This window comes from Mycobacteroides franklinii, from assembly GCF_002013895.1.
In the GTDB taxonomy this organism is placed as follows: Bacteria; Actinomycetota; Actinomycetes; order Mycobacteriales; family Mycobacteriaceae; genus Mycobacterium; species Mycobacterium franklinii.
In genome coordinates, this window is the sequence record NZ_MAFQ01000011.1 from 147,503 (window position 1) to 165,942 (window position 18,440).

At 65.6% G+C, this 18,440-nt stretch carries 21 protein-coding genes; 4 read left to right on the plus strand and 17 right to left on the minus strand.

The features are described 5' to 3' along the window. Nucleotide 1: 1 nt before the first annotated feature. The 3 genes from nusB to B4393_RS19620 are packed head-to-tail and all read right to left on the minus strand — an operon-like array spanning nt 2 to nt 2,202. On the minus strand, nt 2–487 hold the full coding sequence (nusB, locus tag B4393_RS19610; RefSeq protein WP_078277927.1) for a transcription antitermination factor NusB: 486 nt from the start codon (nt 485–487) through the stop codon (nt 2–4). Next, nucleotides 480–1,043 carry an elongation factor P gene (efp, locus tag B4393_RS19615; protein ID WP_070939529.1) on the minus strand — a complete coding sequence of 188 codons (564 nt, stop codon included), beginning with the start codon at nt 1,041–1,043 and terminating at the stop codon, nt 480–482. The genes nusB and efp overlap by 8 nt, the downstream gene beginning before the upstream one ends. Before the next feature lie 25 nt (nt 1,044–1,068). Continuing rightward, nucleotides 1,069–2,202, minus strand: a complete 1,134-nt coding sequence (locus B4393_RS19620) for a M24 family metallopeptidase (RefSeq protein WP_078335498.1) — start codon at nt 2,200–2,202, stop codon at nt 1,069–1,071. 56 nt (nt 2,203–2,258) lie between these two features. Here B4393_RS19620 and B4393_RS19625 point away from each other — a divergent pair, with 56 nt between their 5' ends. Continuing rightward, entirely contained in the window at nt 2,259–2,756 is a 498-nt protein-coding gene (locus B4393_RS19625; RefSeq protein ID WP_109558455.1) for a B-4DMT family transporter, read from the plus strand. A gap of 29 nt (nt 2,757–2,785) precedes the next feature. Here B4393_RS19625 and aroQ read toward each other — a convergent pair whose 3' ends face one another. The 5 genes from aroQ to B4393_RS19650 all read right to left on the minus strand — a co-directional run bounded on the left by aroQ (nt 2,786) and on the right by B4393_RS19650 (nt 6,678). Continuing rightward, nucleotides 2,786–3,226 (minus strand): type II 3-dehydroquinate dehydratase, encoded by a 441-nt coding sequence (aroQ, locus tag B4393_RS19630; RefSeq protein WP_078335499.1) that lies wholly within the window; start codon nt 3,224–3,226, stop codon nt 2,786–2,788. Then, the gene (gene aroB, locus B4393_RS19635) at nt 3,223–4,332 is read right to left on the minus strand and encodes a 3-dehydroquinate synthase (protein ID WP_078335500.1); all 1,110 of its coding nucleotides are present in this window, start codon (nt 4,330–4,332) and stop codon (nt 3,223–3,225) included. Before aroB ends, aroQ begins: the two co-directional genes overlap by 4 nt. Continuing rightward, nucleotides 4,325–4,969, minus strand: coding sequence for a shikimate kinase (locus B4393_RS19640; protein ID WP_078335501.1), 645 nt, complete (start codon nt 4,967–4,969; stop codon nt 4,325–4,327). Before B4393_RS19640 ends, aroB begins: the two co-directional genes overlap by 8 nt. Then, nucleotides 4,966–6,171, minus strand: a complete 1,206-nt coding sequence (gene aroC / locus B4393_RS19645; RefSeq protein WP_070940015.1) for a chorismate synthase — start codon at nt 6,169–6,171, stop codon at nt 4,966–4,968. The genes B4393_RS19640 and aroC overlap by 4 nt, the downstream gene beginning before the upstream one ends. 66 nt (nt 6,172–6,237) lie before the next feature. Further along, nucleotides 6,238–6,678: a prepilin peptidase gene (locus tag B4393_RS19650; protein WP_078335502.1), complete on the minus strand. Its 441-nt coding sequence runs from the start codon at nt 6,676–6,678 to the stop codon at nt 6,238–6,240. A gap of 37 nt (nt 6,679–6,715) precedes the next feature. Here B4393_RS19650 and B4393_RS19655 point away from each other — a divergent pair, with 37 nt between their 5' ends. Together B4393_RS19655 and B4393_RS19660 are read left to right on the plus strand one after the other, a co-directional pair. Then, complete coding sequence (locus tag B4393_RS19655; RefSeq protein ID WP_078335503.1) at nt 6,716–7,513, plus strand: methyltransferase domain-containing protein; 798 nt, start codon at nt 6,716–6,718, stop codon at nt 7,511–7,513. Nucleotides 7,514–7,522: 9 nt separating this feature from the next. Beyond that, nucleotides 7,523–8,242 (plus strand): TetR/AcrR family transcriptional regulator, encoded by a 720-nt coding sequence (locus tag B4393_RS19660; RefSeq protein ID WP_070939522.1) that lies wholly within the window; start codon nt 7,523–7,525, stop codon nt 8,240–8,242. On the opposite strand, the gene B4393_RS19665 is transcribed toward B4393_RS19660, so the two are convergent. The 6 genes from B4393_RS19665 to B4393_RS27580 form a co-directional block, all read right to left on the minus strand. Continuing rightward, complete coding sequence (locus tag B4393_RS19665) at nt 8,225–9,238, minus strand: AurF N-oxygenase family protein (RefSeq protein ID WP_070939521.1); 1,014 nt, start codon at nt 9,236–9,238, stop codon at nt 8,225–8,227. The two genes, B4393_RS19660 and B4393_RS19665, sit on opposite strands and share 18 nt — an antisense overlap. A 164-nt stretch (nt 9,239–9,402) precedes the next feature. Then, nucleotides 9,403–10,218: a shikimate dehydrogenase gene (locus B4393_RS19670; RefSeq protein WP_078335504.1), complete on the minus strand. Its 816-nt coding sequence runs from the start codon at nt 10,216–10,218 to the stop codon at nt 9,403–9,405. Beyond that, nucleotides 10,208–11,497, minus strand: coding sequence for an endolytic transglycosylase MltG (mltG, locus tag B4393_RS19675; protein ID WP_078335505.1), 1,290 nt, complete (start codon nt 11,495–11,497; stop codon nt 10,208–10,210). Before mltG ends, B4393_RS19670 begins: the two co-directional genes overlap by 11 nt. Continuing rightward, entirely contained in the window at nt 11,494–12,015 is a 522-nt protein-coding gene (ruvX, locus tag B4393_RS19680) for a Holliday junction resolvase RuvX (RefSeq protein ID WP_078335506.1), read from the minus strand. Before ruvX ends, mltG begins: the two co-directional genes overlap by 4 nt. Nucleotides 12,016–12,032: 17 nt before the next feature. Continuing rightward, a complete protein-coding gene (gene alaS / locus B4393_RS19685; protein ID WP_078335507.1) occupies nt 12,033–14,708 on the minus strand; it encodes an alanine--tRNA ligase in 2,676 nt (891 codons plus the stop codon). 78 nt (nt 14,709–14,786) lie between these two features. Beyond that, nucleotides 14,787–14,954 (minus strand): hypothetical protein, encoded by a 168-nt coding sequence (locus tag B4393_RS27580; RefSeq protein WP_157901297.1) that lies wholly within the window; start codon nt 14,952–14,954, stop codon nt 14,787–14,789. 22 nt (nt 14,955–14,976) lie between these two features. Between B4393_RS27580 and B4393_RS19690 the strand changes: the two genes are divergently transcribed. After that, nucleotides 14,977–15,726 carry a DUF6882 domain-containing protein gene (locus tag B4393_RS19690; RefSeq protein ID WP_133052574.1) on the plus strand — a complete coding sequence of 250 codons (750 nt, stop codon included), beginning with the start codon at nt 14,977–14,979 and terminating at the stop codon, nt 15,724–15,726. Between the two features lie 8 nt (nt 15,727–15,734). Here the strand turns inward: B4393_RS19690 and B4393_RS19695 are convergent, their stop codons facing one another. Genes B4393_RS19695 through B4393_RS19705 form a run of 3 tightly spaced genes read right to left on the minus strand, consistent with a single transcriptional unit; the run spans nt 15,735 to nt 18,313 of the window. Next, on the minus strand, nt 15,735–16,061 hold the full coding sequence (locus tag B4393_RS19695; RefSeq protein WP_078335509.1) for a hypothetical protein: 327 nt from the start codon (nt 16,059–16,061) through the stop codon (nt 15,735–15,737). 25 nt (nt 16,062–16,086) lie between these two features. Further along, nucleotides 16,087–17,439 (minus strand): replication-associated recombination protein A, encoded by a 1,353-nt coding sequence (locus tag B4393_RS19700; RefSeq protein ID WP_078335510.1) that lies wholly within the window; start codon nt 17,437–17,439, stop codon nt 16,087–16,089. Nucleotides 17,440–17,470: 31 nt separating this feature from the next. Then, the gene (locus B4393_RS19705; RefSeq protein ID WP_078335511.1) at nt 17,471–18,313 is read right to left on the minus strand and encodes a DUF3097 domain-containing protein; all 843 of its coding nucleotides are present in this window, start codon (nt 18,311–18,313) and stop codon (nt 17,471–17,473) included. Nucleotides 18,314–18,440: the final 127 nt, after the last annotated feature.

Below are 18,440 nucleotides of genomic sequence, written 5' to 3' on the forward strand. Positions count from 1 at the left end.
ACTACTCCGCCGAACTGGATGCCGAGCCACCGCGGATGTGCGGGGTCACCAGCATGAGCTGACCCAGCACCCCGTTCACAAACGCCGGTGATTCATCGGTGGAGAGCTGCTTGGCCAACTCGACCGCCTCGTCGACGGCCACCACTTCGGGTACGTCCTCGGCGTGCAGCAGCTCCCACACCGCGACCCGCATGATCGCGCGGTCCACGGCGGGCAGCCGGGCCAGCGTCCAGCCCTGCAAATGTGAGGAGATCAGCTCGTCGATATGCGTAATGTGCTCGGTCACGCCGTGCGCGACGGTCACCGTATACGGGTTCAACGGCTCGACGTCGGGCTTCGACGCCGCCAACGCACGACGTTCGTCGGCGACCGCGGCGGCCGTCATATCGCGCGCCTCGGCCTCGAACAGCAGGTCTACGGCCCGCTTGCGGGCCTTTCGGCGACCTCCCTTGCCGGACACTCGCCCGGCTGGGCCGGTTTCAGCCATTCACACGGCCGAGGTAGCTGGCGTCGCGTGTGTCCACCTTCAGGCGGTCACCGGTGTTGATGAACAGCGGCACCTGGATCTCGGCGCCGGTCTCCATCGTGGCGGGCTTGGTGCCTGCGCTGGAACGGTCGCCCTGCAGGCCCGGCTCGGTGTGGGTGACCACCAGCTCAACCGAGACCGGCAACTCGACGTACAGCGCGGCACCCTCGTTGAAAGCGACCTGCACGGTCATGCTCTCCAGCAGGAAGCGGTGGGCATCGCCGACAAGCTCCGGCGACAGGTGATGCTGCTCGTAGTCCTGGCTGTCCATGAACACGAACGAGTCGCCGTCGCGGTACAGGTACGTGGTGTCGCGGCGGTCGACGGTCGCGGTCTCCACCTTGACGCCGGCGTTGAAAGTCTTGTCGACAACCTTGCCCGAGAGCACATTCTTGAGCTTCGTGCGCACGAAGGCCGGTCCCTTACCGGGCTTCACGTGCTGGAACTCGGTGATCTGCCACAGCTGACCATCGATGTTGAGCACCAGGCCGTTCTTGAAATCGGCGGTTGAAGCCACGTGTTCAGTCTCCTCTTGTAACTGCTCAGTCGATAACGGTGAGTTCCTTGGGGAACCGGGTCAACAGCTCCGGCCCATCGGGCCGCACCACAAGCGTGTCCTCAATCCGGACTCCGCCGCGGTCGGGCAGGTAGACCCCGGGCTCGACTGTCACCGTCGAGCCAGCAAGCAGTGTACCGGTGGCTGTCGATCCAATGCCCGGTGCTTCATGGATCTGTAGACCAACGCCGTGCCCAAGGCCATGCCCGAAGTTCTCTCCGTACCCGGCGACGGTGATGATGTCCCGTGCGGCGGCATCGACGTCCTTCAGCGACGCGCCTGGCGCCAAGGCCTCGCGTCCCGCCGCCTGCGCGGCCAGGACCACGTCGTAGATCTCCTGCTGCCATGGCGCGACCGCCCCCAGCACCAGAGTCCTGGTCATATCGGAGTGATACCCGGCAACCAGCGCGCCGAAGTCGATCTTGACGAAGTCTCCGCGAGCCAGCACCGCGCCGGTAGGCCGATGATGCGGTATCGCCGAGTTCGGCCCTGCGGCGACGATGGTTTCAAAGGACGGGCCGTCCGCTCCGTGCTCAGCCATGAGACTTTCCAGCTCACGTGCCACCTCGCGCTCGGTGCGCCCGGGCCGGATCCCGCCAGTCTCGATCAGCGCCGACAACGCGGTATCCGCTGCCGCGCAGGCTCTTTCGAGTAAAAGAATCTCCGACTCATCTTTGACTTCTCGCAGTTTTTCCACTCGGTTCGGGGCCCTCACCAATTCAACATCTCCGGCCGCTTCCGCCAGCCTGTCGAATCCGTCGACCGTCACTACGTGGCTTTCGAAACCCGCACGCCCCGATGCGGCGAGGGCCACCAAGGCCGCGCCGTATCTGCGGTCGATCACGGCACGCAAATCCGGAACCTGTGCGGCCGCCTGGGTCCGATACCGGCCATCGGTGCACAGCACGGTGTCCGTCTCGTCCGGCCCATCACCGGCGGCCACCCAGAGCGCGGCGGCGGATCCGGTAAAACCCGTCAGATAGCGAATATTGAGCAGATCGGTGACCAAGAGCGCATCGAGCCCGTCCGTACGTAGCTCCTCCCGGAGCCGCTCTCTGCGGTCGATATGCCTGGGGCCCGAACCCGCTGTTCTTCGCGCAAGCGGCTCATCACTCTTCACAGGTGTCGACGCTACCGCGATACGCTGACCCCATGCCCGAGGCTGGAACACGTTCTATGACGACCCGATGGCTCACCCGCGGTGCCGTCTTCGCAGTCCTCATGGTGTTGATCCGTGTGGTGCAAGGTTTGGCCATCAGTCTCTGGGAGACCCACGGCACCGCCATCAACATCGTGCTGGTCTTGGTGTTCCCAGCGGCCGTGTCGGCATGGGCCATCGCCGACGGCCGCGGCGATGCCCAGCGCAACCCCGACCCGGACCGCCGCGACGATCTGGCCATGTGGTGGCTGCTGGGCGGTATCTTCGCCGGCGTCGTGAGCGGTCTTTTGATCTGGCTGATCAGCCTCTTCAACGACGGCATCTATGCCGCGAGCATCCTCGCCGAACTCACCACGACCGCGGCGTTCGTCGCGCTGCTGGTGTTCATGACCGCCATGGTCGGCGTCTTCGTCGGCCGGCTACTGGTGGACCGCAAGCACAAAGAGCACGCCGCGTTGCAGCAGTCCGATACCGACGTGTTCCAAGCTGTTCAGGAAGAAGAGGCGGTCTCCTAGCCCATGGCGTGGCTGCGGCGCGCCGAAGGCTACGACGAGCCGGTCAGATTTCCGGCGATGTAGCGCAAGGCGAGCAGGTACCCCTGCACACCGAGCCCGACGATCACTCCGGTCGCCAGCGCACTGAGATACGAGTGGTGCCGGAACTCTTCGCGGGCATGCACATTCGAGATATGCACCTCGATCAATCCGGCGGTCAGCTCGGCGCACGCATCCCGCAGCGCCACCGACGTGTGGGTGAATGCGCCGGCGTTGAGGATGACCGGGTCCTTGGCATCAGCAGCATCGTGAACCCAGCCGAGCAGTTCGGCTTCGCTGTCGGTCTGCCGCACCTGAACGTCCACACCCAATGCGCCGGCCTCGGCCTCGATGAGAGTTACCAGGTCCGCGTAGGTTGCGCTGCCGTAGACGGCGGCCTCCCGCTTGCCGAGGCGTCCCAAATTGGGGCCGTTGAGAACCTGAACCGTCACAGGAACACTCCTTCGCCACGCGCCTCGCCCGCGACCACCGAGTAGGCGGCGGCGAGCAGCGACGGATCGGGCCCCTCCAAACGTCCCGGCTTGGCCAACCCGTCAAGCACCACGAAACGCAGTATGCCTGAACGGGTCTTCTTATCGCCCTGCATATATTCGACAAGCTGCCCCAGCGCGTCGGCGTCGTAACTGATCGGCAGCCCCAGCGCCGAGAGCACCCGCGCATGACGATCGGCGGTCTCGTCGTCCAGACGCCCGGCCAAACGTCCCAGTTCTGCGGCGAACACCAGCCCGACCGACACCGCCGCGCCGTGACGCCACCGGTAACGCTCGCGCCGCTCGATGGCGTGACCGAGTGTGTGGCCGTAGTTGAGGATCTCGCGCAGCTCGGCTTCCTTCTCATCGGCCGCCACTACCTTGGCCTTCACCGCGATAGAGCGTTCGATGAGCTCACGCAGCACTGGCTTGGACGGGTCGATCGCCGCCTCCGGGTCGGCCTCGATGAGGTCCAGGATCGCCGGGTCGGCGATAAAGCCTGCCTTCACCACTTCGGCCATTCCGGCGACGATCTCGTTGCGCGGCAATGAGTCGAGAGTCGCCAAGTCCACCAGCACCGCCCCCGGCTGATGGAATGCGCCGACGAGGTTCTTGCCCGCCTCGGTGTTGATACCGGTCTTTCCACCCACCGCGGCGTCCACCATGGCGAGCAATGTGGTGGGCACGTGCACTACCTTCACGCCGCGCAGCCAGGTGGCAGCCGCGAATCCGGCGGTGTCGGTGGCCGCCCCTCCCCCGAGGCTGACGACGGCGTCTTTGCGTCCGATCCCGATGCGGCCCAGCACTTCCCAGATGAAGCCGAGTACGGCCAGATCTTTACCCGCCTCCGCATCCGGAATTTCGACGCGATGTGCCTCGATTCCGGTCTCGGCCAAAGTTTTCCGAATCTCCTCGGCGGTGACCGCCAGCGTCGGCTGGTGCAGGATGGCCACCTTGTCGGACCCCTTGAGCGCGTCCACCAGCTCACCCAGCAGGCCCGTCCCCACGATGACGGGGTAGGGCGGGTTCACCTCGACGTTGATCGTCGTCGGGTTGGCGCTAGTCATTGTCGGCTCTTTCCTTGGTTTCGGAGGTATTGGTTTGGGCTGCCGCTGCGGCGCCCGAGCTACGCCGCCGTGAACGGGGGCGTCGACGCGGACGTCGTCGCCGGGACGAGGCTGATCCGGCGTTCCCCTCGGGGTTCTCCAACCGGGAGACGATCATTCGCACCACCGCGCCCGGATTTCTCCTGTCGGTGTTCACCTTGATGGTGGCGACCTCGCGGTACAGCGGCACCCGCTGCGACATCAGTGCGTGATATTTCTCGGCGCGGTCCGGCCCCGCCAGCAGTGGACGCACCACGCTGCCACCGGTGCGCCGAATACCTTCGGCGGCACTGATTTCCAGATACACCACGGTGTGTCCGGCGAGCGCTTCACGAACGCCCTGGGTGAGCACGGCGCCGCCGCCCAGCGAGACGACCCCATCTTGTTGGTCCAGGGCCTGCCGAATCACCGATTCCTCCAGGCGCCGGAACTCCGGTTCACCGTCGGTGGCGAAGATATCGGCGATGGTGCGCCCGGCCTCGGTTTCGATACCGGCGTCGGTGTCATAGATGTTGACGTCCAACGCTTTTGCCAGCCGACGTCCGATGGTGGACTTACCCGATCCGGGCAGCCCGACGAGGACGGCTTTGGGGCTCATCCCGTGGAGGATTCTCGGCGTGGCTCCCGCTGCGCCACCGCATCAAGGTACGCACCGACATTGGTGGTGGTCTCGGACAGGGAATCGCCACCGAACTTCTCCAGTGCGGCGCGGGCCAGCACCAGCGCGACCATCGCCTCGGCGACCACTCCGGCGGCCGGAACCGCGCACACGTCCGAACGCTGGTGAATCGCAACGGCCTCGTCCCCAGTGGACATGTCCACCGTCGCCAACGCTCGCGGGACGGTCGAGATGGGCTTCATGGCCGCCCGCACTCGCAGTGGCTGGCCGTTGGTCATGCCGCCTTCCAGGCCACCGGCACGATTGGTCGAGCGCAGGATGCCGTCGGGGCCGGGGTAGATCTCGTCGTGAGCAGCGCTGCCACGGCGGCGCGCGGTGGTGAATCCGTCGCCGATCTCGACACCCTTGATGGCCTGGATGCCCATGATGGCCGCGGCCAGCTGGCTGTCCAGCCGGTCATCTCCGCTGATGAACGATCCGAGACCGACGGGCAGTCCGGCAACCACGACCTCAACGACGCCACCGAGGGTGTCACCGTCCTTCTTGGCGGCCTCGATCTCGCTGATCATCGATTGCTCGGCCTGCGCGTCGAACGCTCGCACCGGGCTGGCGTCGATGGCGGCTAGATCCGCGGCGCCGGGAACCGGCCCGTCATACGGCTCCGAGTCACCGATGGAGATGACGTGCGAGATCACGTCGACGCCCAATGCCTGCTTGAGGAACGCCTTGGCGACGGTGCCCACCGCCACACGTGCCGCGGTCTCGCGCGCGCTGGCACGTTCGAGCACCGGACGGGCGTCGTCGAATCCGTACTTGAGCATGCCCGCGTAGTCGGCGTGCCCGGGCCGGGGCCGGGTGAGCGGCGCATTGCGCGCGATGTTCTCCAGCTCGGCGGGGTCGACCGGGTCCGGGGACATCACGGTCTCCCACTTGGGCCATTCGGTGTTGCCGACCTCGATCGCCAACGGACCGCCCAAGGTCAGGCCGTGGCGTACGCCGCCGAGCATCGTGACCTGATCGGCCTCAAATGCCATACGGGCACCGCGGCCATAGCCCAGGCGACGACGCGCCAGCTGCCTGCCGATGTCGTCCGATGTCAGTTCGACACCAGCGACCATGCCTTCCAAGACCGCGACCAGCGCGCGTCCGTGCGATTCACCTGCCGTGATCCAGCGCAACACGTGCGCCATTGTCCCATGCGGGCAGGTCGGTCCTCCAAATCGATCGGCACAGCAGATGCTTCTCTGTCAGATATCCGGCGCCAGTGCGCACAACCCGACCGCCACAACCGTCGCCAGGCACATCGACGGCCCATGTGGAACCGATGCTCCCCGACGCCCGAAGGCCATGAGCACGATGCCGATCAGCCCAGTCACCAGCGGCGCTCCAATGGCTGCCAGGAACCACGCGTCCAATCCGAACGCCCCGGTCAGGCCGCCGGTCCCGAAGGCGAGCTTCACGTCACCGGCACCCATCGCGCGCGGCGACAGCAGATGCGCGGCCAGGTACAGGCCCGTCAGCACTGCCGCGCCCGCCACCATCGACGGGCTGCGCTCGATCAACGCCACCGCGACAACCGCGACCGCTGCGGGCAGGGTCAGCCAGTTCGGCAGTCTCCGATACCTGATATCGAAATACGACAATGCCGCCATCCAGCACAGCACCGCCACCCCCGCCCCGTAAACCATGTGGGGAATGTAACGCCGCGAGGTTAGATTCGGAACAGTGACGAGTACCCCGAAAACCCAGTGGAGCCCGCAGGAATACAGCCGTTTCGGCGATGAACGCAGTCGCCCGTTCTTCGAACTTCTTTCACGTATCCCAACCTCTGATCCGCGCACCGTCGTTGATTTGGGTTGCGCCAGTGGAGTCCTGACGGTCGAGTTGGCACACCGCTGGCCGAACGCCTCGGTACTCGGCCTGGATTCTTCTGCCGAGCTGCTCGCCACCGCCCCCGCAGACCTACCTGCCAACCTGCGTCTCGAACAAGGCGATATCGCCGACTTCCGCGCCGATGGTGTGGACGTGGTGTTCACAAATGCCGCGTTGCAATGGCTTCCGCAGCATCGCGACCTCATTGCCGGATGGGCCCAGCAGCTCAACCCCGGCGGGTGGCTGGCCTTCCAGGTTCCGGGCAATTTCGGCGCACCCTCGCACGCGTTGATGCGCCAGGTCGCCGAATCGCCGCGCTGGGCAGCCCGCCTGGGTGGGGTACTGCGCGGGACCGAGAGCACCGACAGCGCTGAAGATTATGCGCGCCTGGCGATTTCCGCCGGCCTGGTTCCAGATGCCTGGGAGACCACGTATGTGCATCTGCTCGGCGGCGATGATCCCGTCCTGCGGTGGGTGCACGGCACCGGTCTACGGCCCGTCATCTCGGCACTTACGGCCGATGAATTCCCAGAGTTCGAGGTGGAATACGCAACGCTGCTTCGGCACGCCTACCCGCGCTCCGGCGATGTGACACCGTTCGGATTCCGCCGGATCTTCTGTGTGGCATCGAAGCCTGATTCGGGTCGATAGACTCAACCGGTGCCGGATAGCGATGCCCAAGAGCGCTCACGAACCGGGCACGAGGCACGTTGGGAACGGCATAACTCCGCTCGACAGACCCGGATCGTGGAGTCTGCCGTCGCGCTACTCGACGAAACACAGCCCGGCACCGAGATTCCCGTGCAATCGATCGCCAAGCGGGCCGGACTGGCCAAGTCCGTGGTGTACCGGCAGTTCGAAGGCCGCGAGGATCTGGACCGCCGGATCCGCTCGCATCTGCTCGAGGACTTCGATACGACGATCTCCTCACAGCTCGATGTCACCGAAGGTTCGATCATCGACATCGCCACCAGAACCATTCGGGCCGTTCTGGATTGGATGACCGACTACCCACATCGCTACGAGTTCATGCGGTCCGGGGCCACCGATGACGATCCGGCTGTCGACGCGATCAGCACGGTCAAGGTGCGCATGGAACAACGTGTACGCGGGGTCTTGGTTCCGATCACCGAGCTGCTCGGAATTGACTACAGCCCCTTCGAATCGGTCACCTATGCCGTGGTGACCATGGTCGAAGGAAGCCTCTCCCGGTGGCTACGAGAAACCGAACCCGTACGCACTCGCACCGAGATCGTCGAGGATCTGGCGAACTATGTCTGGTACGTATTGGACGGAGCGGGCGGCTCGGTCGGCGTGTCGTTGGACCCGACGACCGACCTGATGGCCGCACTGGCCAAGCTGTCAGGCGCCAACCGCTAGCGGCGCGCCCGCGTGTGAGCGGTCGGGCTCGCTGCGGTACCGCGACGGACGACCGTCGATGTGCAGCACCTTCCACAGCGGGCGCACCCACCATGGACGCATTCCGATGTCCTCGGTGAGCTTGCGCATATCCCCGAAGTACTCGGAAAGGGTGTGCCGAGCGTGCGCACTACGCCAGAAGGCCTGTTTGAAGACTTCACGGGGGATGCCGAACTCGGCGGCGAAGGACCGTGGCGGAATCATGATCTCGTTCGCCAGTAATTTCATGACGATCGGGAACAAGAGGGTGCACAGCGCGCGCTTACGCGCGCTCATCAGCGGCATGTGCACGCGCAGGAATTCACCGGCAAAGGAGATGTGCCGCGCCTCTTCGGCGACGTGGATCTCCATCGTGCGGCGAACAGCCGGCGGTAGGTCGACGTCCTTGCGGATCAACGACTTCTGGTAGTGGTCGATGGGCTCCTCGCCACCAAGGATGCCGATGAAGAGCACCACATGGGCCCAGCCACCCGCCACGCCGATGATCGGCGACAGCCTGCGGAACCACTTGCGCATGCCGGGGACATCGTCACCGATACGGTTGACGAGCTCCTGGAACATCTGGATGTGGTTGCACTCCTCGGTCATCTCGTGGAGGCAGTAGCGGAACTCCGGCGAGCCGTTCGGCAGCTTCATGAGGTACTGCATCATGCCGCGGATCAGAATGCTCTCGAAGGCAAGCCCCACTTTGACGCTATTGGCCAGCCGCCAGCGACCGATCTCGATTTGACGGTCCAGCGGCAGATCCCGGTACCACTGCGTGGCGCCGAGCGTGTCCAGCTCCGGATTCAGGACCCAGCGCGGATCGTTGCGATCGATTTGGTAATCGGGCGCATCCCAGTCGATGTCCGTGAAGGGATCGAAGTGCAGGCGCACCGAGCCTTCGGACAGCGTGTGCAGGGTCTGCAAGTACTCCGCGTCGAAATCGCTCGGCCCGGGGACGGTGTAAAGCGGCATTGCTTCCTCCTCGAATTACCCCCCAATTTACTGGGACGCGACATCCCATGCAACACCTGATGGGACCAAAAGTCCCATGAATTTGATTCCCGCAGGTCCTACCGGCATTTACGAGTCTGAATCTCACGAGGACAACTGGCCGACAACGCCGGATTGCCGAACGTTCAGCGCAGGGCGGCGGCCATCGCCGCCCGTGGCGCAGGCCGCCCGGTAAACAGCTCCACCTGGGTGAACGCCTGGTTGAGCAGCATTTCCAGGCCACCGACCACGGTCGCGCCGCGGCTCCGCGCTGCTTCGGCCAGAGCGGTGGGCCAGGGGTGATAGATGACGTCGAGAATCGCCGGTGCCGTCGCCAGGGACTGCACGTGCGGCGCGGCAGCTTCGGCGGGCACCGTGCTCACCAGCACTCCCGACGCCCGGCAGAGCGAGGGCAGGGCTTCATCCTCGAATCCGAGCACCGAGGCCGGCAGACCTACCTGCTCGGCAAGATCGAGAACGCCCTGCGCCCGGCCCGCGTCACGGGCCACCACCGTCAGGGACTGCACACCCATCGCCGCGAGCGCCACAATCGCCGGACGCGCGGTGCCGCCGGCACCCACAATCACCGCGGGCTGACCGGCCGGATCGATGCCGGCCCCCGTCAACGCTCCAGATACTCCATCGACATCGGTGTTGTCGGCATGCCAGCCCTCACCCGAGTGCACCAACGTATTGGCCGCGCCAATCGACCGTGCGCGGTCGGTAGAGCTCGATGCGACCTCCAGCGCGGCGAACTTACCGGGCATGGTCACCGAGAAACCCACCCACTCGGGCCCGGCGCCGCCGACCACATGGGGCAGCTGAGCGGCCGTGCACTCAATTCGTTCGTAGGTCCAACCGGTCAGACCCAGCTCGCGGTAGGCCGCCAGGTGCAGATCGGGCGAACGCGAATGCCCGATCGGCGAGCCCAGGACCGCAGCGCGGCGAACGTCAGCGCGCACTGTCCAAGATGCCGTTCTTCTTGGCCAGCTCGATGTTTGACAGATGCTCGTTGTAATCGGCAGTGAATAGCGTGGTGCCCTCGGAGTCGATGGTGACGAAGTACAGCCAGTCCCCCGCCTCGGGATGCTCGGCCGCCTGCAGCGCCTCCGGACTGGGAGAACTGATGGGTGTGACCGGAAGGCCCTGCGACACATAGGTATTCCACAGTGTCTTACGCTCGCGGTCATCGTCTGTGGTCGCGACTTCCTGCCGGTCCAGCGGGTAGTTCACCGTGGAGTCGAATTCCAGTTTCTGATGCTTGGCCAGCCGGTTGTAGACGACCCGCGCCACCTTCGCGAAGTCGCGAGGTTTAGCTTCCCTTTGCAGCAGCGAGGCCACCACCAGCACCTCGTAGGGCGACAATCCCGCCGCCTCGGCGTTCAACAGTCCGAGCTGCTGGTACTGCGCGTTACTTTCCCGGATCAGGGAGGCCAGGATCTGCTCCGGCTCGGCCATCGGATCGAAATCCCACCGTCCGGCGGCGATCAGCCCTTCGATGCGGCGATGATCGTCGCGCACGGCGTTGACTCCGTTGGATGCCCATTCCGGGACGGCGAGCTCGGACTGCGACGCCGTCGTGGCGGCCTGCCGTAGATCCGAGGCGGCCACACAGTGTTTGTCTCCGTCCAGGTCCACACAGGAGGCGCGGGCGATCAGGGTGAAGATGCCTTCGGTGACCGCGCCGTTGGCTACCGCGGAGACGTCATCGAGCTGTCGGCCCTCCGGGATGACCAGCAGTCCGACTCGGTTTTCTTGCTCGGCAAGGCGCGTGACGGCGTCCTTGCCGGGAATCTTGGTGCGCAGCTTGTAGAAACCGGGCTGGATCGCGGCGATGGCCTGATTGCCCTGAGCGGCGTCAGTAAACGCGCTGGGGGTCGCCACCACACCCTCATCCTTCAGGCGCTGACCGATGACCTTGGTGGTGTCGCCGCGGTGCACCTCAAACACGAAATCCTTGACCCCGGACCCCGAGTAATCGGTGACCGGGTGGTCGGCACCGAACAGGCTGTCCCACAGCTTGGCTCCACCCACGACGGCAGCGACCGTGATGATGACAACCGCCGCCAGCCCTAGGATTCCGGCGTTGCGACGACGCCGGGCCGCCGCCCTGCGCCGCGCCCGTTCCCGGCGAGTCTCTCGAGGGCGGGGGCCGACAGCGACCGGGACGGCCCGGCGGCCGCCTCCCCAGTCGTCGTCAACGTGCTCCTGGCGATCGTCCCAGTCGCGCCGGTCGCTCAACGCGTGTCCCCTTCACTGCCACACCGGCGCCGCTGCTCGAGCCAATCCTGCAGAATGGCCACTGCTGCCGCCTGGTCGATGATGCCGCGCTGCTGACGAGACCGTACTCCTGCCTCACGCAGAGAACGCTGGGCGGTAGTAGTAGTGAAACGCTCGTCCACTAACCGCACCGGTACCGGGGCGATCCGTGCGCCCAACGCGCGGGCGAATCCCACCGCGTCGCGCGCCGACGACCCAGTACCCTCACGCAGGTTGCGCGGCAGGCCGACGACGACCTCGACCACGCTCATCTCCTCGACCATTTCCACGATACGGCGGAAATCACTGTCGCCCTTAGCATCTCGCGCGACCGTCTGAACCGGCGTAGCAAGAATTCCATCGGGGTCACTCGATGCGATCCCGATCCTGACGGTACCCACATCCACACCCAGCCGACGGCCTCGGCCCGGATCGTCGGGGCCGGGACGATCCGGGGTTGGGGTTTCGCTTGCCGGGTTTTCCGCAAGCGGCTCATCCATGCTGTCGGGCACTCGGCTCAAGCCCGGCGGATCTGTTCACGCAGCGCATGGAGCGCCGCGTCGATGCCTGCCGGATTCTTACCCGAGCCCTGCGCCGTATCGGGTTTGCCGCCGCCCCGGCCGTCCACCGCCTGACCGATAGCGCCGACGAGGTCGTTGGCGCGCAGCCCGGCGTCTTGCGCGGCCTGGTTGACCGACACCACGAAGGGCACCGAACCGTCGCCGGCGGCGATCAACGCGACGACGGCGGGGTCACTGCCGAGGCGGCCGCGGATGTCACCCACCAGACTGCGCAGGTCACCCGCGCCGGTTCCGTCTGGTAGCCGGTGCGCCACCACGGTGGTGCCGCCGATGCGTTCCGCGTTGGCCACCAATGTCGCGATGGAGGCCTTCACCGAGGCCAAACGTGTTTGTTCCAGCTCTTTTTCGGCCACCTTGAGCCGTTCCACCAGCGTGGCGACTCGACCTGGTACCTCCTCGGAGGGCACCTTCAGACTCGAGGAAAGCGCCGCCATCAACGCACGTTCCTTCGAGAGATACCGGAACGCATCCAGGCCGACATACGCCTCCACTCGGCGGACACCGGAGCCCACCGAGGACTCCCCCAGCAGCGTGACGGGTCCGATCTGCGAGGAGTGCGCGACGTGGGTACCACCGCACAGCTCCAGGGAGAACGGTCCGCCGATATCGACGACGCGGACCCGATCACCGTAGTTCTCACCGAACAGTGCCATCGCACCCATCGACTTCGCCTGGTCCAAATCGGTGACGAAGGTATTGACGGGGTAGTTGGCCTCGACTGCCTTGTTGGCAACGTCTTCTACTTCTTGCCGCTGCGCCTCCGAGAGCGCGCCCTGCCAACTGAAGTCGAAACGCAGATATCCAGGCCGATTCAGCGACCCTGCCTGAACAGCGTTGGGGCCCAACACCTGCCGCAGTGCGCCGTGCACCATGTGCGTACCCGAGTGGCCCTGCGTTGCGCCGTGCCGCCAGTGCCGGTCCACCGAGGCCACCACCTGGTCACCCTCGACGAATTCGCCGGATTCCACCGTGACCTTGTGCACGAACAGCGTTTTGGCGATCTTCTGGACATCAGACACCTTCGCCTGCGATGTCGCGTTGGTCCCGTCTCCACGAATGGAACCGATATCGGCGATCTGCCCGCCTGATTCGGCGTACAGCGGTGTGCGATCGAGCACGATTTCGGCGTCGACTCCCGCCGAGGCGACCGGAACCCGGGCACCGTCGACGAAGATGCCCAGAATCGTTGCCTGGGAATCCAATTCGTCGAACCCGGTGAACTCGGTGGGGCCCGCATCGACAAGTTCGCGGTACGCCGTCAGGTCCGCATGGGCGTGCTTGCGCGCGGCAGCATCAGCCTTGGCGCGCTGCCGCTGCTCGTTCATCAGATCCCGGAAGCCGTTCTCGTCCACCGAAAGCCCGGCCTCGGCCGCCATTTCGAGGGTCAGCTCGATGGGGAATCCATACGTGTCGTGCAGGGTGAACGCATCGCTACCCGAAAGCGTGCTCTTTCCGGCCGTTTTCGTCTTGTCCGCGGCATCCTCGAACAGCTTGGACCCAGAAGCCAGGGTGCGGTTGAACGCGGTCTCCTCGGCGACGGCGATGCGGCTGATGCGTTCGAAGTCGGTCACCAACTCGGGGTAGGACGGGCCCATCTCGTCACGCACCACGGCCATCAGCTCGCCCATCATGGGCTGTTCGACGCCAAGCAACTTGGTGGAGCGGATGATCCGGCGCAGCAGGCGGCGCAGCACGTAGCCGCGGCCTTCGTTGCCGGGGCTGACCCCGTCACCGATGATGATCGCCGCGGTGCGAGCGTGATCGCCGATGACCCGGTAGCGGACGTCGTCCTCGTGGCTGCCTTGCCCGTACCCACGCGGGGCAACCGCCGCCACACAGTCGATGACCGGCCGCACGAGGTCGGTTTCATAGACGTTGTCGACACCCTGCAGCAGACACGCGATGCGCTCGACGCCCATGCCGGTGTCGATGTTCTGACGCGGCAGCGGCCCGAGGATCTCGAAGTCCGTCTTGGAGGTGCCCTCGCCACGCTCGTTCTGCATGAACACGAGATTCCAGATCTCGATGTAGCGGTCCTCGTTGGCCTCCGGGCCACCCTCGATGCCGTACTCGGGGCCGCGGTCGTAGTAGATCTCCGAACACGGGCCGCACGGGCCGGGGATGCCCATGGACCAGTAATTGTCGGCCATTCCGCGGCGCTGAATCCGATCCAGCGGCAGTCCGGCGATCTCCTGCCACAGCTCGATGGCCTCGTCGTCATCGAGATAGACGGTGGCCCACAACTTCTCCGGACCGAATCCGTAGCCGCCCTCGGAGACCGGGTTCGTCAGCAGCGTCCAGGCGAGCCGGATCGCTTCCCGCTTGAAGTAGTCACCGAACGAGAAGTTGCCGGCCATCTGGAAGAACGTGTTGTGCCGGGTGGTGATGCCCACCTCGTCGATGTCCGGGGTGCGAATGCACTTCTGGACGCTGGTGGCCGTGTTGTACGGCGGGGTGCGCTGCCCCAGAAAGAACGGCACGAACTGGACCATGCCGGCGTTGACGAACAGCAGGTTGGGGTCGTCGAGGATCACCGAAGCGCTCGGTACCTCGGTGTGACCGGCGTTCACGAAGTGGTCCAGGAATCGCTTCCGGATCTCGTGTGTCTGCATGTCGTCCTTGCGTGTAGCTGGGGAATCTGACCGGACCACCCTACCGGTGCGCCCGCCTATGGCCGGTATACGCCAAGGTCAGGCGGTACCGCCACCGAGTATCTGATCCGTCACACTGCGCCGAGCTAACCGGAAATCGACCTCTGATAGGTACGGACGGGCATCGACAACGAGCGCAGCAATTGCGCCCCTGCACGTGGTCGTCAGGCGCTCGCGTGCGCCACCGGACCCGAACCGTTCCGGCATGCTGAAACCGTATTCTTCCGACGTGGAATCGAGCAGCGGACTGCAAGATCTGATCGACCGTGCGGCCTTCCTATCGACCGAGCATCAACAAGAGCTGCTCGACGGTCCGGGTCAGGCTGCCTGGGATGTCGACCTTCCGAGCCAATCATTCGTGTTCCACTCAGATCCGCCGACCACGTTGTCGTGCGACTTCCTCGGTTCAGCCTCGCCGGAGGCCGGCAGCTGGCTATGGGGCTGGGAGAACGTCAACGGCTTCCCTGACGGTGTGATCGCACTGGCAGGCACGATCCGCGACTATGGCGAAGCCAACGGCATTCCCGAACTCACTTCCGCGCAGATCCCGCTCGATGACGACACCGCGATCGATATCGCTCATCGACTGACGCTGGCTGCCAAATCGGTTTCGGGCAAGTACGCCCATTACTCAGGCCCGACAGGCGGACGCACTCGGGTCTGGCTGCTCCTGGAAGGACCCGCGGTGGCCCTTGCCGACCCATCGGTCATCCGAATCCCCCGGGTGATCACCGAAACCCTCGATCAAGGTGTGCTGTTCGACAGTCGCAAAGCCTTGCAGTCGTACGCGCTGCTACGCGGTCTCGATACCCGCTGGGAGACAGATAATTTGGCGCATCTCGTGGCACCGGACGGCGAGATCGCGATCGAATTCGACGACATCGGACGAATCTCTCGTATGAATCTTCACGCGGAACGCCCAACCCCTGCCCCAGAGGTGCCGACGCGCCGGGGCATCCGCGGCCTGTTCGGTCGGTAGCGCAGCCGCTAGGGGGCGCTCGGCGCGTCGCGGATCGAGCTGTCGACGGCACCACCGATGGGCGCGGTGGCCAACCCGGTGAACGGCCCCAGGAATGGGCCCAGCAGGATGCCCGCACCCGCCTCGGCGGCGTTTCCGGCGGCTCCCGCCCCGACATCGCGTCCGTACTGCTCCACCCATGGATCGACCGGCGCAGGTGGCGGTGGGCCTGGGTCTTCGAAGGGCGCGTCGGGTCCCGGATCTGGGTCCGGATCCGCCCAGGCCTGTGCGGGTGCTGCTATCACGGCCAGCGATACGAGTAATCCGCCCGCAGCCAAACGCGTACGTAACGTCATGCCTTCAGTATGCCGAGTGTGCGGTTCATCCCTTGAGGCCGCGCCGAATGATGGCGCGCAACTTGTCCAGCCGCGATGCGATCTCGCGTTCGTTGCCGTGATCGGTGGGCTGGTAGTAGTCGGCACCGACCAGCTCATCGGGCGGGTATTGCTGTGCCACCACGCCATCGCGGTCGTTGTGCGGATACACATAACCCACCGCATTACCGAGTTTGGCTGCCCCGCTGTAATGGCCGTCGCGCAGATGCGGTGGCACCAGCCCTGCCTTCCCCGCGCGAATATCGCCCATCGCGGCGCCCAACGCCGCCGGGACCGCTCCTGATTTCGGCGCCGTGGCCAGATGTATGACGGCGTGCGTCAGGGTCAGCTGCGCCTCCGGCATCCCGATCAGCTGCACCGTCTGCGCCGCCGCCACCGCCAGCGGTAATGCCGTGGGATCGGCCATGCCGACATCCTCACTGGCAAGGATCATCAGCCGCCGGGCGACGAAGCGCGGATCCTCGCCCGCGATCAGCATGCGCGCCAGGTAGTGCAGCGCGGCATCCACATCGGAGCCGCGGATCGACTTGATGAAGGCGCTTACCACGTCGTAGTGCTGGTCGCCATCGCGGTCGTAGCGCACCGCGGCCCGATCCACCGACTGCTCGACCACCTCGACGGTCACGGTCCCGCCGGCTCCCCCCGCGGTCTCCGCGGCGACTTCCAAAGCCGTCAACGCTCGCCGCGCGTCGCCCGCCGCGAGCTGTGCCAGCAGGCCGAGCGCCTCGGGATCTACCGCCACCGCACCACCGAGCCCGCGCTCATCGGCGATCGCCCGGGTGAGCACTTCACGAATATCGTTGTCGCCCAACGGCTGCAACTGCAGGATCAGCGAGCGCGAGAGCAGCGGTGCCACGACGGAGAAGGAGGGGTTCTCGGTGGTTGCGGCCACCAACAGCACCACCCGGTTCTCGACGGCCGCGAGCAGCGCATCCTGCTGTGTCTTGGAGAACCGGTGCACCTCATCGATGAAGAGCACCGTCTGGCGACCGTGAACCGCGGCGCGGCGGGCATCGTCGATGACCGCCCGCACCTCTTTCACTCCGGCGGACAGCGCCGACAGCGCCTCGAAACGGCGCCCGGTTGCACCCGAAATCAACGATGCGAGAGTTGTTTTCCCGGTACCCGGGGGGCCGTACAGGATGACCGAGGCGGCCCCGGATCCGTCGACCAGACGACGCAACGGCGAGCCCTGTTTGAGCAGATGCCCCTGCCCCACCACCTCATCGAGCGTTGCGGGGCGCATCCGGACCGCCAGCGGCGCGTTGGGCGGCACCCCTGGGTCTATGGGCGTCGAACCAAAATCGCCTCCGGGCACGTCGAACAGGCTGTCTGACACGTCTCAGGCTTACCACGTCGGGCCGACGGGTTCAGCCCGCCGGTTGCGTGACGAAATCGATCAGTTCCTCAACACGGCCGATCAGGGCCGGCTCCAGGTCCGTCCAGGTGCGCACCTTGCCGCGGATTTGGCGCCACGCCTCGGCGATCTCGGTCTGGCTGCCGTGCGGCCAGCCGAGAGCCTGACAGATGCCGTGCTTCCATTCGATGTCGCGCGGGACGGTGGGCCAGGCATGCAGGCCGATCCGCTCGGGCTTCACCGCCTGCCAGATGTCCACGAACGGGTGCCCCACCACCAGGGTGTGCGCGCCGTAGGGGCCCTTCTGCACCGTCTCGGCGATCCGCGACTCCTTCGATCCCTTGACCAGGTGATCGACCAGCACCCCGAGCCGACGGCCCGGACCGGGCTGGAATTCCTTCACGATGGCGGCCAAGTCGTCCACCCCGCCCAGATACTCCACGACGACGCCCTCGACGCGCAGGTCATGTCCCCACACTTGCTCTACGAGCTCGGCATCGTGGCGACCCTCCACGTAGATCCGACTGGCCAACGCGGTGCGCGCCTTAAGACCATGGACCGCAACCGATCCCGATGCGCTTCGGGTCTGTTTGGTGGGCGTGTGCCGCAGTGGCTCCTTGAGGATCACCGGCTTACCGTCGATGAGATATCCCGGGCCCACCGGGAATCCGCGGACCCGACCGTGTCGGTCCTCCAGGTCCATCCGGCCATACTCGATGCGCACGACGGCACCCACGAACCCGGTCTGGGCATCCTCGACTACCAAGCCCTTGATCGCCGCGACCTCGGTTGATTGAGGACGCCGCGGGGAATGCGGGTTGTTGGACAAAATATCGGTGCCATAGCGATCAGCCACCCGGCGATCGTAGGAATGCGGCGGAGCCGCGTCCGGCTACGACGCGCCCGCGTGATTAGACCGTGACCGGGATGGCGTGTGCGTGGGTGCGGGTGGCCACCACGGAGTCGGTGTTTTTCGTTCCGGC

Coding starts and splice junctions, on each gene's coding strand:
- ruvX (WP_078335506.1), bottom strand. CDS start 12,015: ATGGATGAGCCGCTTGCGGAAAACCCGGCAAGCGAAACCCCAACCCCG.
- B4393_RS19650 (WP_078335502.1), bottom strand. CDS start 6,678: ATGGTTTACGGGGCGGGGGTGGCGGTGCTGTGCTGGATGGCGGCATTG.
- B4393_RS19640 (WP_078335501.1), bottom strand. CDS start 4,969: ATGAGCCCCAAAGCCGTCCTCGTCGGGCTGCCCGGATCGGGTAAGTCC.
- B4393_RS19625 (WP_109558455.1), top strand. CDS start 2,259: ATGACGACCCGATGGCTCACCCGCGGTGCCGTCTTCGCAGTCCTCATG.
- B4393_RS19695 (WP_078335509.1), bottom strand. CDS start 16,061: ATGACGTTACGTACGCGTTTGGCTGCGGGCGGATTACTCGTATCGCTG.
- B4393_RS27580 (WP_157901297.1), bottom strand. CDS start 14,954: ATGCCGGAACGGTTCGGGTCCGGTGGCGCACGCGAGCGCCTGACGACC.
- B4393_RS19665 (WP_070939521.1), bottom strand. CDS start 9,238: ATGCCGCTTTACACCGTCCCCGGGCCGAGCGATTTCGACGCGGAGTAC.
- aroB (WP_078335500.1), bottom strand. CDS start 4,332: ATGACTAGCGCCAACCCGACGACGATCAACGTCGAGGTGAACCCGCCC.
- alaS (WP_078335507.1), bottom strand. CDS start 14,708: ATGCAGACACACGAGATCCGGAAGCGATTCCTGGACCACTTCGTGAAC.
- nusB (WP_078277927.1), bottom strand. CDS start 487: ATGGCTGAAACCGGCCCAGCCGGGCGAGTGTCCGGCAAGGGAGGTCGC.